At 34.7% G+C, this 15,948-nt stretch carries 10 protein-coding genes; 6 read left to right on the top strand and 4 right to left on the bottom strand.

What is annotated here, in order from left to right:
- Positions 1–56: 56 nt before the first annotated feature.
- From ABTV69_RS22695 to ABTV69_RS22710, 4 genes are all read right to left on the bottom strand, one after another.
- Positions 57–1,127 (bottom strand): IPT/TIG domain-containing protein, encoded by a 1,071-nt coding sequence (locus ABTV69_RS22695; RefSeq protein ID WP_433832950.1) that lies wholly within the window; start codon positions 1,125–1,127, stop codon positions 57–59.
- Between the two features lie 20 nt (positions 1,128–1,147).
- The gene (locus tag ABTV69_RS22700) at positions 1,148–2,710 is read right to left on the bottom strand and encodes a RagB/SusD family nutrient uptake outer membrane protein (protein WP_433832952.1); all 1,563 of its coding nucleotides are present in this window, start codon (positions 2,708–2,710) and stop codon (positions 1,148–1,150) included.
- A gap of 11 nt (positions 2,711–2,721) precedes the next feature.
- On the bottom strand, positions 2,722–5,889 hold the full coding sequence (locus ABTV69_RS22705; RefSeq protein WP_433832954.1) for a SusC/RagA family TonB-linked outer membrane protein: 3,168 nt from the start codon (positions 5,887–5,889) through the stop codon (positions 2,722–2,724).
- A gap of 313 nt (positions 5,890–6,202) precedes the next feature.
- On the bottom strand, positions 6,203–7,081 hold the full coding sequence (locus tag ABTV69_RS22710; RefSeq protein ID WP_433832956.1) for an AraC family transcriptional regulator: 879 nt from the start codon (positions 7,079–7,081) through the stop codon (positions 6,203–6,205).
- Between the two features lie 307 nt (positions 7,082–7,388).
- Between ABTV69_RS22710 and ABTV69_RS22715 the strand changes: the two genes are divergently transcribed.
- The 6 genes from ABTV69_RS22715 to ABTV69_RS22740 all read left to right on the top strand — a co-directional run bounded on the left by ABTV69_RS22715 (position 7,389) and on the right by ABTV69_RS22740 (position 15,907).
- The gene (locus tag ABTV69_RS22715) at positions 7,389–8,525 is read left to right on the top strand and encodes a glycoside hydrolase family 26 protein (protein ID WP_433832958.1); all 1,137 of its coding nucleotides are present in this window, start codon (positions 7,389–7,391) and stop codon (positions 8,523–8,525) included.
- Between the two features lie 37 nt (positions 8,526–8,562).
- Positions 8,563–9,948 (top strand): MFS transporter, encoded by a 1,386-nt coding sequence (locus tag ABTV69_RS22720; protein WP_433832960.1) that lies wholly within the window; start codon positions 8,563–8,565, stop codon positions 9,946–9,948.
- Positions 9,949–9,975: 27 nt separating this feature from the next.
- Positions 9,976–11,166: a glycoside hydrolase family 130 protein gene (locus ABTV69_RS22725; protein WP_433832962.1), complete on the top strand. Its 1,191-nt coding sequence runs from the start codon at positions 9,976–9,978 to the stop codon at positions 11,164–11,166.
- A gap of 6 nt (positions 11,167–11,172) precedes the next feature.
- Positions 11,173–12,363, top strand: coding sequence for an AGE family epimerase/isomerase (locus tag ABTV69_RS22730; RefSeq protein ID WP_433832964.1), 1,191 nt, complete (start codon positions 11,173–11,175; stop codon positions 12,361–12,363).
- A gap of 138 nt (positions 12,364–12,501) precedes the next feature.
- Complete coding sequence (locus ABTV69_RS22735; protein WP_433832966.1) at positions 12,502–13,788, top strand: glycoside hydrolase 5 family protein; 1,287 nt, start codon at positions 12,502–12,504, stop codon at positions 13,786–13,788.
- Positions 13,789–13,927: 139 nt separating this feature from the next.
- Positions 13,928–15,907, top strand: a complete 1,980-nt coding sequence (locus ABTV69_RS22740; protein WP_433832968.1) for a glycoside hydrolase family 97 protein — start codon at positions 13,928–13,930, stop codon at positions 15,905–15,907.
- Positions 15,908–15,948 lie beyond the last annotated feature (41 nt).

The following is a 15,948-nucleotide window of genomic DNA, read 5'->3' on the forward strand; positions in this document are numbered from 1 at the left end:
GGTTCAGATTAATAGACTACACTTTTGCTGCAATCTATTTTTTTGAATCCTAACAATTATTTAAGCACCAATCCGATATCATCTAGATAGATCACATTTCCGCCGAAGCCACCAAACTCTTGATATCCAATTTGAGATAATTCAGTTGGATTACCCAGTGAACTATATGGCACCTCAACATACGTCCAAGAAGTTCTGACATCAACTATCACAATATTCTTTTCAGCATCTCCATTAGCAAAAAACTTCACTTTTCCTGCTTTTTCACCTTTAGCCCAAAATCTTACCGCTTTAAATTTACCTGTATCATGATAAGACCAATTGTTAATACCAATAACATATCCGTCCCATTCTCCAGCTTTCCATTGAATACACTTAGTACCTTGCTGAACATCTTTAGCGTAAGCGGCATCAAACTCATTAGTTCCATCCCAAAGAGATTGCCAGCCCCAAATATTAGTGAAAACGTCATCATAAATTTCAGAACCTATTACTTGCGAAGCCACTGTTGTTCCCGATACATTGGTTACTGACAAGGTTTTTAGGTAACTTCCTTCAGGAACTTTAACCACAATCTCTGTTAATGTAGAAGAAATTGGCTCTACTTGAATATCTCCAAAATTCACTTTAGGACGCAAGAAATACTCACCTGTAATAGTAATAACATCTCCTGGATTTGAATTAACAGGAAATCCTGTAATATTAGGATTTGGAGGTCTTATCGCTATTTTATAACTTAAAGTTCCTTTGTTTGTAACGATTTTCATCTCATCCATTTCATTATAGTATGGTGTTTTTGCATCGACCAAGACCACAATAGCATTATCTGTTACGAATGTTGGATTAAAATAAGACTCCAATCCATTAAATGATATTGATTTTAATGTCGCAAAACCAGATCCTCTAATGATATAATAATTTCCTGCATTAATAACATCTGTAAGGACATCTACTTCTCTATCCCCATCAACCAAAGGATCATCAACAACAGATTTACTGACACTTGTTACTTCAAGCTTTCCAGAAGAACCGTTCGAATCATCATTTGAACAAGAAGTCAACAGCAAAATTGAAATCGAAGCCAAAAAACACAACTTCAATATCATTTTATTTTTTATATTTTTCATAGTGATTTACTTTTAAAAAATTATTTGAAAGTGTAAGGAACTGGCGCCTCTTTCAATTTTGGATTTTTTCTAACTTCGATATCTGGTTTTGGATAAATAAAATCTGTTGGAGTTGGCGTATAATGCATTACCCCTTGAGAATCAAAACCTCTATCTTGCTGAGAAATGATATTAATTGCTTCCTGACGTGGCAATCTTCCTAAATCGAACCAAAATTCTCCTTCAAAAGCAAATTCAACTCTACGCTCATGAAATAAAGCTGCTTTCGTTAAAGGCACATTAGCCCCTAAAATTCCAAGACCCGCTCTAAATCTCACTTTATTATAAGACTCTTTTGCTGCAGCATTAGTTGTTTCATCAGCTCCAGCCATAATTGCCTCAGCGTGAATTAATAAAAGATCAGCATAACGCATAATATAATTACAGTTATTCATTCCTCCCCATCCATCAGCCGGACCTGTCTCGCTAGTAACTTGGCCTACAACATATTTCTTAACAGCAGCTCCTGTATTACCTAATGCATCTGGATATTTTGTTTTGTCCATAACAAAACCTACGACACCATCTCCTTTAAGGTTAGGATAAGAATCTCCATAAATCATAAATGACTCTTTTCTTCTTAAATCTCCAATTTCAAAAGCATCCTGAACATCATTACTTGGAACATAAGTAGCACCGTATGAAGCATTATCATTCAAAATATCTAAACCATATTGAATATTAGAGAAGTTTCCTCCTCCGTAAGTGTTTATAGCACCAGACCATTGCCAAGAATAAATAGATTCTTCGTTGTTATTTTTACTTGTCAAAAACAAATCTGCAAAATTTGGCAGTAACCCAAACTCCCCAGAGTTAATCACTTTTTCAGCCATTGCTTTAGAGTCTGCATATTTCTTTTCATACAAATACACTTTAGCTAAAAATGCTTCAGCAGAACCTTGAGTTACAAAAATATTGTCTCCACTAGCAGATCTAGATCTTATTTTTGATTTTAGATTTGTTGCTGCATATTTCAAATCGTTTTCTATAAACGTATAAACATCCTCAATTCTGTTTGTATTCACCATTGGATCTTTTGCCAAAGCCAAATTATCTTCTATAATTGGCACTGGCCCATACAAACGAACCAAATAAAAATAGGCTATAGCTCTAAAAAAATGCGCTTCAGCAATTGTGTTTTTAATTACTGCTTTACTTACATCTCCAGTAGCATTTTTTTCAATATTATTAATTAAGTTATTGGACTGTGCCACAATTGCAAAACAAGCTCTCCAAGGATCTAGCAAAATTGGGCTGTCAGATGTCAATTTAAACTGAATCAATTCTGGTCCATCAGCATACGCTAAACAATTCCCCGATGATAGTTCCGACAATGCATAAAAGTTCTTAGTATAATAAGGAGCCCACATTGCACCATACATTCCGTACGTAGTTCTTGCAACCTGTTCATCCGTATTATAAAATTGATCACTGCTGTAACTATCTTCAGATGGGCGATCCAAAAAATCTTCACTGCAAGAAGTAGTTGCCAAACCTAGTGTTAAGAATAAAACTAAGGTCTTTATATTGATATATTTTTTCATAAGAGTAGTAATTAAAATTCTAAATTCATTCCAAAAGTGAAACTACGATTGGTTGGATAACGCCCAGAATCGATTCCTGATAATAGCGGATCTTGATTGTAAGATCCTACCTCAGGATCATATCCTGTATATTTAGTAAATGTGTAAAGATTTTGAATACCAAAATAGAATCTTAGTTTACTAATACTTGCTTTTGAAATCACGTCCGACGGCATATTATAACCTAAAGTTACCTGTTGAATTCTTAAGAACGAGCCATCTTCCACATAACGATCAGAGATTGCTATATTAGGATGTCCATCACCACCATCGGGTCTAGGATATTTGGCATCTGTATTTTCTGGTGTCCAAAAATCTGCCGCTTCTGCTAATTGATTTTCATACAAACGCTGGTTTTTAGTCCCCGCACGTCTTGTCAAGTTCATTACTTTGTTGCCATAAGATCCTTGTAAAAAGACCCCTAAATCAATATTTTTATATGTAAAAGTATTATTGAATCCGTAAGTAAATTTTGGCTGTGGATTACCAATGTACGTTAAATCCTTGTCATCAATTAGACCGTCTTTATTTTGATCTACGTATTCAACATCTCCTAATTGGCTTTTTACTGCTTTGTTTCCTGTAAAAGGGATAGGCGCATTGGCCAATTGCTCATTAGTTCTAATAATACCAACTGCCTGATAGCCGTAAAATTGACCAACTGGTTGCCCCACTATGGTTTTTGTGACTGCTTTAGTAGTATAATCATTCAGCATCACATCTTTTGTTAAATCAAAATTATCCTGTAAACTCATCAGTTTATTTTTATTGGTAGTAAAAATCACTTTTGAATTCCATGAAAAATCTTTTCCAAACTTAGTATTGTAATCCAAAGTCATCTCAAAACCTTGATTTCTTAAGCTTCCTAAATTTACACTAGGCGCTCCTAAACCTCCTTGATAAGCATCCGTACCAGTAACATAATATGGCAATGGTAAGACAAACAAAAATCCTGCGGACTGTTTTCTGTACACATCAAATGTTGCTTGAAGTTTCGAATGAAAAAGTGTAAAATCCAAACCTAAGTTGGTTTGTTCAGAAGTTTCCCAAGTCAAATCAGGATTTGCGATATTATTAACCGTAAAGAAATTACCCATTGCCGATTTTATGGCACGAACCGTACTCATATAACCGCCACCGCCAATATTTTGGTTTCCAGTCTCGCCGTAACCTCCTCTAATTTTGATGTTATCAATATATTCTCTAGTGCCTTCCATAAAACTTTCGTTTGAAAGTTTCCAATAACCTGAAATAGAAGGAAAGTAACCCCATTTTTGACCCGGTCCAAAATTAGAGCTTCCATCAGCTCTCATCGTTGCCTGCAATCCATAACGATTATTATAATCATAATTAAAAGTTCCGAAGAAAGAGTAAAAAGCAGAGCTTCCTTTATATTCTGAAGCTACAATTGTATCTGGATCACCTAAACTGATAGAATGAATATCATTACTCAACAAGCCAGAAACGGTTTGCGAATTTCCGAACCAATGACTATCATTAGCCTCTTGAGCAGCTAAAATATTAAAATGATGATTACCCGCATCAACCTTGTAAGTTAAAACGTTTTTAATATTAAGCTGATACCAATTGTTTGCTCGCTCTGTCAACTGATTTGTTTCTCTAACCGCTGCACCCCATTTATAAGTAGGCTGAAATCCTTCAAAATTGTCAATATTAGTAGATCCACCAAGATCAAATCTGTATTCAAGCCCTTTTGCTATTCTAAAATTGGCGTAAAAATTTCCAATAAAATTCTTTTTAATTAACTTATTAGTATTCATAAGAGCCGAAGCTACCGGATTGATCCAAACTCCTATTGACCCATCTGCTGGCGGTCCTGAATAATTGCCATTAGTATCTTTTACCGCAACATCTGGCGTCGATAAAATAGAAGTACTAATAATACCATTGCTAGCACCATTAATTGTAATATCTTCATTCGTTACACCTGCACCAATAGACACTCCAACAGTCAACCAATCTTTTAGCTTACTGTCAACATTCGTTTTAAAGCTATATCTTTTAAAAGCAGATCCAATAACAATTCCTTCCTGATTGGTATAACCTCCAGAAATGTAATAGTTAGTGCCATCCTTTGCCCCTGAAAACGAAATCTGATGATTATTCATTATCGCCGTTTTGTAAATCTCATCCTGCCAATTTGTTCCATTGCCCAAAACAGACGGAACAGCAAATTCATCTCTTGGAGTAACACCATATACAGCTGCCAAAGCATTTTGCTGTGCAGCGTATTGATTTAAAGTCATAGTATCTAATAAGCGAGTTACATTTTGAATGGAGAAATACGTATCATACGCGATTTTTCCCACTCCTTTTTTCCCTCTTTTTGTAGTAATAATAACAACCCCATTTGACGCTCTAGAACCATAAATAGCTGTTGCAGAAGCATCTTTCAAAATATCTAATGTTTCTATATCATTAGGATTTAAGAAAGCAATAGGACTAGAAGTTACGTTTCCTGTGTTTGTTCCCAAATAACCTGTAACGATTGAACCTCCAGTAGCAGTATTAGCAGCATCTCCCGAAATCGGAATACCATCCACAATATACAATGGCTCATTAGTTCCTGAAATAGAAGTAGTTCCACGAATTTTTACTGAGACACTACCTCCCGGCTGTCCAGAATTATTTGTAACTGTCACCCCTGCAGCACGACCTTGTAACAATTGATCTACAGACACTTGTGGAGAATCTGCAAAATCTTTAGAAGTAACAGTAGAAATAGCTCCCGTTAAATCCTTTCTCTTCACACTTCTATATCCTACGTTTACTAGAACCTCGCGCAAATCTTCAGCACTCAATTTCAGAACAACATTAATTGTTCCCCCATTTTTAACGTTGACTGTTTGCGCAACATATCCAATAAACGAGATCGTAATAGTAGAATTTGCAGGAGCATCGATAGAATATTTTCCATCAAAATCCGTTGAAGCCGTCTTTTTTGTACCTGTAACTACGATATTGGCACCTGGTATAGATAGTCCCTTCTCATCAGAAACAGTTCCCGAAACCTTTACCTGAGCCGTAATAAAATTACTTGTCAGTAACAAAATTAATATCAAAGGAACGGCTCTGTGGTCAGCCATCCAATGAATGAAGCTAGTCATTAGTTTTTTCATAATAAGTGTTTGGTTAGTTAAATTTGTTTAGTTGCACAATTCAAAAGTAAATGCCAGGGTAATTTTACTTTTAAATTATTTAACAAATCTATAACAGAGAGTGTTATCAAATCAATAGTATTATATCATTTAATGATAATATTTTTACTAGAATCGAATAAAAAAACACATATTAAAATAAAATCGCATATTTTTTAAATTATTCGCAAACACAACTCTCTAAAAAACACAAACAATGAATAAAAAACAACGAAATCGCAAAAATCAAACGTTTTCGTTAAAAATAATATTTACTTATGACAAAAAAGTATCATTACAAAATACGTTTTAAACCAGAAAATTCTTCACGATATTGGCTTGGCGTACAGTTTTTTGTCGCTTTAAAACTACGATTGAAGTTGGCTATATTATTAAAACCAGATTTAAAAGCCACTTCCGAAACACTCATATCTTTCTCTACCAGCCAACGTGCCGCATAGCCAATTCTGATATCATTGATATAATTGACAAACGTTTTTCCCGTTCTCTTTTTTATAAATCGGTTAAAAGAGATAATCGACATACTTGCCACATTAGCCACATCTTCTAACGTGATCTTTTCAGCAAAATGTTTCTGCACATACTCGTAAACCAATTTCATTTTATCGTAATCATCAAAAGTATCATAATCAACCGTATAAGTAGAAAGCAAACGTTGATTTCTGGAATTGGCTAGATCGTATAATAAAGAAGTAATTTCAAGAAAATAATCCATACCATCCAATTTAGAAAGCCTGACAAGCCTTGGCATCAATTCTTCCGCAGTTTTTTTCGAGAAAAGAATACCATGAATGGATCGGTTAAACATATCTCGAATCGGATTCATAATACGTCTTGACAGCAAAGATTCATGAAAAAGATCATTATGAAACTGAATGGTTATCTCATGTATTTTTTTACTCGTGCATTTATTCAATTCCCAACCATGATATAAATTCGGCCCAATTAAAACCAGTTCGACATTATCAATTTCTTCAATATTATCTCCCACAACCCTCTTCACTCCTTTTCCATTTTGGATAAAATTGATCTCAAATTCAGGATGGTAATGAACCGGAAAATCAAAGCTATCTTTTACGCGATCAAAAACCAGAAAGCTGTCGCTCGCCGCAAGCGGAGCAATTTCTCTATAAAAATTTTTCGTAGTACCCATCTTAAAAACTATTTCAGGAAAGTAATATATTCGTTTTTTTGATTGCAATAATATGATATATAATTGATAAAATAATATTAATTACACGATATTCATCCGTTTATCTTTGAAAAAATTAATTTATCATTTCTTTAAAAAGAATATTAATAATAAACATTAATCATTTTTTATTAAATAACTTTTTATAGTTTTAATAATTTTAACCCTAATCGCATAGAGATTTTTCGGCAGAAAAAACACTGTGATTTAAAAACTGTAAACCTTTGTTTATCTAACTTTTAGCCAAACAACCAACTCATATTTTTCGATGAAAAAACATTTTTTAACGCTTTTAACTGTCACTATAATAAGCAGTTCGTGTTTATCTCAAAAAAGCACTAGTAATACTAATTTGTCACTTTCAGATAAAAAAGCAACAACAGAAGCTAAATCTTTATACAAAGAACTCAATGCTTTAACTCAAAAAGGCTTTTTATTTGGTCATCAAGACGACTTGGCTTATGGTGTAAAATGGAAATATGAAGACGGAAGAAGCGACGTAAAAGATGTTGTTGGCGATTATCCTGCGGTTTACGGCTGGGATATTGCGGGTTTAGAAAACGATAGTCCAAATAATATTGATGGAGTTCCTTTTGCTAAAATGAAACAATACATTATTGAAGCCAATGCAAGAGGCGGAATTTCAACCATCAGCTGGCATTTTGATAATCCAGCAACAGGAAAAAATGCTTGGGACAACAGCCCAAATTCTTTAAAAACGATTTTACCTGGAGCAGAAAACCATAAAAAATTCACTTCTTGGCTGGATAAAGCAGCTGTTTTCTTTTTGTCTTTAAAAGATAAAAACGGCAAAAACATTCCAATTCTTTTTAGACCATTTCACGAATTGACTGGCGGATGGTTTTGGTGGGGAAAAGGAAATTGCACTCCAGAAGAATTCAAAACAGCTTGGAAATTTACTTTTGATTACCTTCAGAAAAAAGGCGTTCACAACTTAATTTACGTTTACAACACAGGAAGTTTTGGAAGCGAAAATGATTTCCTAACCAATTATCCTGGTGACAATTATGTTGACATGTTGAGTTTTGATACGTATCAAAACAGTAATGATTCTAATGGAGAAAAATTCATTACCGAAGTTCAAAATCAATTTAAAATATTAAACGAAATAAGCTTAAAAAAACATAAATTGATGGCTCTTGCAGAAGCAGGATATGAAGCAGTTCCAGACCCAAAATGGTGGACAGGAACTTTATTGAAAGCTATTGGAGACTATAAAATTTCTTATGTACTGCTTTGGAGAAATCACGGCTGGCAGGAAAAGGAACAAAAAATGCATTACTACGCGCCATTTTCAGGTCAAGTAAGCGAAAAGGATTTTACTGATTTTTATAATCTTGACCAAACCATCTTTGAGAAAGACATTCAAAAAAAATTAAAATAATGCCCCAAAATAAATTACAATCTTTAAAAGAAATCTAATGCACGACAAAATTAGTTTAAAAGAAAAAATTGGTTACGGACTTGGTGATGCGGCTTCATCTATGTTTTGGAAAATTTTCAGCATGTATCTGCTATTTTTCTACACCGACGTTTTCGGATTGGCGCCTGCTATAGTTGGAACCATGTTTTTAATTACTAGAATTTGGGATTCTTGCTTTGACCCAATTGTTGGAATTCTAGCCGATAGAACCAAAAGCAAATGGGGAAAATTTAGACCTTATTTACTTTGGGTAGCGATACCTTTTGCCGTGATTGGAGTTTTAACTTTTTACACTCCAGATTTTGACGAAAAAGGAAAAATCATTTATGCTTACGTAACCTATTCGCTAATGATGATGATTTATTCTTTAATCAACGTTCCTTACGCGTCACTTTTGGGTGTTATGTCTTCTGACAGAAAAGAAAGAAATACGCTTTCATCTTACCGAATGGTTTTCGCTTTTGGCGGAAGTCTTCTGGCGCTTTGGCTGATTGAGCCTTTGGTAAATTATTTTGGAGGAAATTTAAATTCAAAATCAGGTTGGTTGGCTACAATTGCCGTTTTCGGATTAATTACAACTATCTTCTTTTGGGCTTGTTTTTTATTCACTAAAGAAAGAATAAAACCAATTGAAGATGAACAAAATAATTTAAAAGAAGATTTAAAAGATCTATGGAAAAATAGACCTTGGTGGATTTTACTTGGCGCAGGAATTGGAGCTTTAGTATTTAATTCTATTCGCGATGGTGCGGCAGTATACTACTTCAAATACTATGTAAGCAGTAATGTAAACTTCGATTTTTCACTTTTTGGAACCGATTTCCACATGACGCCAACTTCAATTTATTTGGTTTTAGGACAAGCGGCAAACATCATCGGAGTCATCATTGCAACGCCAATTGCCAATAAAATTGGTAAAAAGAAAACCTTCTTTGGCGCAATGGCTTTAGCAGCAATTTTAAGTCTGATTTTCTATTTATTCGGAAAAGAAGATGTTTTCTTAATCATGAGTTTCCAAGTTTTAATCAGCATTTGTGCGGGATGCATTTTCCCATTAATCTGGTCAATGTATGCAGACAGCGCCGATTATTCGGAATGGAAACAAGGAAGAAGAGCAACTGGATTAGTATTTTCAGCTTCATCAATGTCACAAAAATTCGGATGGACCATTGGCGGTGCTGGAGCAGGATGGCTTTTAGGCTACTACGGTTTTCAGGCCAATGTTGAACAAACGGCAACCGCTCAAAACGGAATTCAATTAATGCTGAGTATTCTTCCAGCAATTGCTGCAGCAATATCAGTAGCCTTCATCGTATTTTACCCTTTATCAGAAGAAAAATTACAGATTATAGAACAGGATTTAAACGAAAAGAGAAATCATTAAAAAACAAAGACAACGAAATCTATCGATATGACAACAATAACCTCTTCAGCCCCTTTTCTAGAAAGAAAATCGGCATTAGAAAAACAACATAAAACACTGCTTGAACAAAAAAACGAACCCCAGGAAACTGTTGGAAACGGAATTTACGAGCGTTATAAAAATCCAGTTGTTACTGCAGCACATATTCCGTTAAACTGGCGTTTTGATTTCAACGAAGATTCAAATCCGTTTTTACAGGAAAGAATTGGCGTGAATGCGGCATTCAATGCGGGAGCAATGAAATGGAAGGATAAATATTTATTGGCTGTTCGTGTAGAAGGGATTGACAGAAAATCGTTTTTTGCTATCGCGGAAAGTCCAAACGGAATTGATAATTTCAAGTTTTGGGATAAACCTTGCGTGATTCCACAAACGGAAGAGCCAGATACAAACGTGTACGATATGCGTTTAGTCAACCATGAAGACGGATTTGTTTATGGGATTTTCTGTACTGAAAGAAAAGATCCGAAAGCGCCAAAAGGCGATACAAGTTCGGCTGTAGCCAATGCAGGAATCGTTCGCTCTAAAGATTTGGTAAACTGGGAAAGACTTCCAGATTTGATTTCGAATACTGGACAACAAAGAAATGTTGTTTTGCATCCAGAATTTGTAAACGGAAAATATGCTCTATACACACGTCCGCAAGATGGTTTTATTGATGTTGGATCAGGCGGTGGAATCGGTTTAGGGTATGTAGACGACATGACAAATCCTGTGGTGAAAGACGAGAAAATCATTTTTGGAAAACAATATCACACGATTTACGAATTGAAAAACGGTTTAGGTCCTGCTCCAATTAAAACATCAAAAGGCTGGTTGCATTTAGCACACGGCGTTCGAAATACAGCTGCAGGATTACGTTACACTTTATACATGTTCATGACCGATTTGAATGACATTTCTAAAGTAACTCACGTTCCAGCTGGGCATTTTATGGGACCTGAGGGAGTTGAAAGAGTTGGAGACGTTTCGAATGTTTTATTTTCTAACGGATGGATCGAAGACGAAGACGGAACGGTTTACGTTTATTACGCTTCTTCAGACACACGCATGCACGTGGCAGTTTCTTCTGTAGACAAATTAGTTGATTATGTAATCAATACACCAGCAGATACTTTTATTTCAGCTGGTTCAGTGCAAACTATCATTAATCAAATCGAAAAAAACAACGCAATTTAAAATATCGTGTCATTACAAAAAAAGCTTTTAAAATCGGAACTAACCGCAGAACTACATTCTATCTTAAAATATTGGTCGGAGCGTACTATCGATGATCAATATGGAGGTTTTGTTGGCCAAATCGATTTTAATGATCATCTGATTGCAAATGCAGAAAAAGGTTCGGTTTTAAACGCCCGAATTCTTTGGACATTCTCTGCCAGCTATCAAACCACAAAAAACGAAAACCACAAAAAACTGGCAGAAAGAGCTTTCAAATTTCTCGCAGCTTATTTTTATGACACAAAATTTGGAGGTCTTTTTTGGAGTATTAATGAGGATAAAACTCCAAAAGACACCAAAAATCAGATTTATGCTTTAGCTTTTGCGATTTATGGATTATCTGAATATTATGTAATTTCTAAAGAAGAAAAAGCTTTAGAAATAGCTAAAAACTTATATGCAAAAATTCAAGAACATAGTTACGATCCTGTAAAAAAAGGCTATTTTGAAGCTTTTACCAGAGATTGGCAGCCAATTGAAGATTTGCGTTTAAGTGCAAAAGATGCCAACGAGAAGAAAACTATGAATACGCATCTTCATATTATTGAAGGTTATGTGAATTTGTATAAAGTCTGGAAAGATGAAAAATTGTTAAAAGACATTATTGAATTATTAAAAACAATCGAGAAATATTTCATCAACACCAAAACGGGTCATTTGCGTTTGTTTTTTGATGAAAATTGGAAAGAAAAGCCAGATGTGATTTCCTATGGACATGATATTGAAGCGGCATGGCTTTTACAGCAATGCGCCGAAATTTCAGGAAATGAAAAATTAATTGCCAATTTTAAAAAATACGCTATTCAAATCGCAGAAGCCACAAAAGAAGGCCTTGATTCTGATGGCGGATTATGGTACGAATATGATCCTGAGAAAAAAGAATTAATCCTAGAAAAACATTGGTGGCCGCAGGCAGAAGCTTTAATCGGTTTCTATAACGCATACCAATTGACAGGAAAAGAAGAATATTTAGACATTGTCTACAAAATCTGGAAATTTACCAAGAAACATATGATCGACCACAAAAACGGAGAATGGTTCTGGGGTATTTATGATGATTATTATACTATAAAAAAAGACAAAGCAGGCTTTTGGAAATGCCCTTATCATAATGGTCGTGCCTGTCTCGAACTTATCAATCGAATTAAAGACTGAAAAGATTTTTAAGTTAAAATCAAGACTTCTAAAATAACGTAAAGCCCTAGCCCTAATAGAAGTGAAAATCCTTTTGTGGCGGGGTTCGCCACAAAAGATTGCAACGGATAGCAGGATTAGCTCCTTAAAATACAAATTATGAAAAACCGACTTTTTAAAACCCTTTCATTCGTTATGATTTTTACTGCAATTGCTTGTCAGGCGCAAGAAAAAATTACGGTAAAAGGAAACCAATTTTACAAAGGCGATAAGCCTTACTCGTACATAGGAACCAATTATTGGTACGGAAGTATGCTCGCTTCTAAAAAAATAGGAGACAGAAAAAGACTTTTGCGCGAATTGGATTTTATGAAGAAAAACGGAATTGATAATTTACGTATTTTGGTTGGTGCTGATGGCGGAAAATACGATTTTACCGTTCGTCCAGCCTTACAATACGAACAAGGAAAATACGACGAAGATTTATTGGACGGTTTGGATTTCTTGATTAACGAAATGGGCAAACGCAATATGTATGCAGTTTTGTATTTAACGAATAACTGGGAATGGTCGGGCGGAATGTCGCAATATTTAGAATGGAATGGCAAAGGTCCTGTTCCTGTACCAAATATTCCACCAAATACATGGCCTCAGTTTATGTCTTATACAGAGCAATTTCATAGCTGCGAACCTTGCATGGAAGCGCTAAATAATCATGTGAAGTTTATTATTGGAAGAACAAATCCCTATTCTAAAAAGAAATATACTGAGGATAATACGATTATGGCATGGCAAGTTGGAAATGAACCACGACTTTTTACAAAAGAAAACGAAGCTAAATTCACTAAATGGCTGAATAACATTGTGGATTTAATTGATAGTTTAGATAAAAATCACTTGGTTTCAACAGGTTCTGAAGGAAAAAACAGCTCGAACGACAGCATGGAAATCTTCGAAAGAACGCACCAGAATCCGAATATCGATTATTTGACGATGCACATTTGGCCTAAAAACTGGAACTGGTTTAAAGCCGATAATGCCGAAGCAACAATGCCTGCAACAATCGAAAACGCTGGAAAATACATTGACGATCATATTAAAGTTGCCAACAATTTAAAGAGACTAATTATCATTGAAGAGTTCGGACTTCCTAGAGAAAATGAAAATTTAAATGCAGGAGCTTCTTCAGTTCATCGCGATCAGTTTTATAGCTACATTTTTGGAAGAGTGGTCGAAAGCCATAAAAATGGCGGTCCGTTGCAAGCAGCCAATTTCTGGGGTTATGGAGGAGAAGGAAAAGCAATTCATCCTGACGGAAAATGGAATCCTGGCGAGCCACTAACTACAGATCCTCCGCAAGAACCGCAAGGTTTAAATTCTGTTTTTAACGGAGATAAATCGACATTGGAAATTGTAAAAGATTATAATTTGAAATTGAAAAAATAAACCTGAATCCATCCCTATTTTCTGTAGAGACGCACTGCAGTGCGTCTTACGCAAAGAATATCCTTAAAGAAAACTGAACGTAGACGCACTGCAGTGCGTCTCTACAGAATAACAAAATCGAAATTTGATAAAAAACAGCATGAAAAATACATTTATTCTTTTTTGCTTACTATCCTTAAATCTTTCTTTTTCACAGAAAAAACAGGATTTTACAGTAGCTTCTCCTAATGGAAAGATTGAAGTTAAAATTTCTGTGAATGATAAGATTTCATGGTCGATTTCTCATGAAAAAGATTTGATTTTAGCTCCATCAGAAATGTCTTTGACTTTGGATGAAAATCAAATTTTAGGAAAAAATCCAATTGTTATCAATTCTAAAAAAGAAACTGTAAATAATTCGTTTGAAACGCCACTTTACAAAAAGAAATCAGTTCAAAATCATTACAATCAGCTGACAATAAACTTTAAAAATGATTTCAGCATAGAATATCGTGTTTTTGATGATGGTGCTGCGTATCGTTTTATCACAAAAAAGAAAAAAGATATTACCATAAAATCTGAAGAAGTGGTTTTGAATTTCGATCAAGATTACAGCACTTTAATGCCGTATGTGAGAGATTTGAGGAATCCGAAAGATCAGTTTATTTCTTCTTTTGAAGCACATTACGAAAACAAGAAAATAAGTGAATTTGCAAAAGATACTTTGGCATTTCTTCCGTTTTTAATTGATTATAAAAACCATAAAAAAGCGGTTTTTCTAGAAGCTAATTTGGAAGATTATGCTGGATTATTTGTTACGAATAATACAAACAAATCGGGTTTTGAATCTCGTTTTTCTAAATATCCATTAAAAGAAACCAACGGTGGATTCAACAATATCAATAGATTAATTACAGAAAGAGCCGATTATTTAGTAAAAACAAAAGGAACAAGAACTTTTCCTTGGCGAGCAATTGTAATTTCTGAAAATGATGCCGTTTTAGCGAATAATGATATGGTTCAGAAATTAGCGGAACCTTCAAAAATCAAAGACATTTCTTGGATCAAACCTGGGAAAGTGGCGTGGGATTGGTGGAACGATTGGAATATTTACAACATCGATTTTAAAGCCGGAATCAACACGCAGACTTATAAATATTACATTGATTTTGCTTCTAAAAACAAAGTCGAATATGTGGTTTTGGATGAAGGCTGGAGTTTGGAAGAAGACATCATGAAACACAATCCGAATGTTGATTTAGAAGCTTTAATCGCTTACGGAAAAGAACGAAATGTTGGAATCATTTTATGGAGTTCTTGGATGGCTTTGACAAAAAATACAGACGGAATTTTGAAGAATTATGCTAATCTAGGAATTAAAGGTTTCAAAGTTGATTTCTTAGACCGCGACGATGCTAAAATGGTAAATTCAGTTTATGATATTTCGCAGAAAGCGGCAAATTATAAATTAGTTTTAGATTTCCACGGAATGTACAAACCAACTGGAATTCAAAGAACTTTCCCTAACATTTTAAATTTTGAAGGCGTAAAAGGTCTAGAAAATAACAAATGGACTCCAAATGATGATGTTCCGTTATACGACACTACAATTCCGTTTATCAGAATGATGGCAGGCCCAATGGATTATACGCCAGGCGCCATGCGAAATGCAACTAAAAGTGAATTTAAACCAAATCATTCCGCTCCAATGAGTCAAGGCACAAGATGTCATCAATTGGCGCTTTACACGATTTTTGAAGCTCCTTTACAAATGATGGCTGATAGCCCGACAGCTTTTATGAAGGAACAAGAAAGCACAGATTTTATCGCTAAAGTTCCAACTGTTTTTGATGAAACTATTGCTTTGGATGGAGAAGTTGGAAAATTCGTTTCTATCGCTCGTAAAAAAGACAACACTTGGTATTTAGGCGCCATTACAAACTGGGATTCCAGAGATATTACAATTGATTTTTCTTTCCTTGAAAAAGGCAAAAAATTCCAAGCCGAAATTTTCTCTGATGGTGTAAATGCCGATAAAGCAGCAGTAGATTATAAAAAAGAAATTATAACCGTTGATTCTACAACGAAATTAAAATATCATTTAGCAAGCGGTGGCGGTTTGGCGATGATTATCAAATAAAAATCTATATTCTATAAATTTCAAACCCGACAGGTTTTAAA

The organism is Flavobacterium anhuiense (assembly GCF_050990855.1).
GTDB classification, from domain to species: domain Bacteria; phylum Bacteroidota; class Bacteroidia; order Flavobacteriales; family Flavobacteriaceae; genus Flavobacterium; species Flavobacterium anhuiense_C.

What these genes read in the sequence shown, in the direction of transcription:
- ABTV69_RS22700 (WP_433832952.1), bottom strand. Translation starts at nt 2,710, where the DNA reads ATGAAAAAATATATCAATATAAAGACCTTAGTTTTATTCTTAACACTA.
- ABTV69_RS22710 (WP_433832956.1), bottom strand. Translation starts at nt 7,081, where the DNA reads ATGGGTACTACGAAAAATTTTTATAGAGAAATTGCTCCGCTTGCGGCG.
- ABTV69_RS22715 (WP_433832958.1), top strand. Translation starts at nt 7,389, where the DNA reads ATGAAAAAACATTTTTTAACGCTTTTAACTGTCACTATAATAAGCAGT.
- ABTV69_RS22735 (WP_433832966.1), top strand. Translation starts at nt 12,502, where the DNA reads ATGAAAAACCGACTTTTTAAAACCCTTTCATTCGTTATGATTTTTACT.
- ABTV69_RS22720 (WP_433832960.1), top strand. Translation starts at nt 8,563, where the DNA reads ATGCACGACAAAATTAGTTTAAAAGAAAAAATTGGTTACGGACTTGGT.
- ABTV69_RS22695 (WP_433832950.1), bottom strand. Translation starts at nt 1,127, where the DNA reads ATGAAAAATATAAAAAATAAAATGATATTGAAGTTGTGTTTTTTGGCT.
- ABTV69_RS22740 (WP_433832968.1), top strand. Translation starts at nt 13,928, where the DNA reads ATGAAAAATACATTTATTCTTTTTTGCTTACTATCCTTAAATCTTTCT.
- ABTV69_RS22705 (WP_433832954.1), bottom strand. Translation starts at nt 5,889, where the DNA reads ATGAAAAAACTAATGACTAGCTTCATTCATTGGATGGCTGACCACAGA.
- ABTV69_RS22725 (WP_433832962.1), top strand. Translation starts at nt 9,976, where the DNA reads ATGACAACAATAACCTCTTCAGCCCCTTTTCTAGAAAGAAAATCGGCA.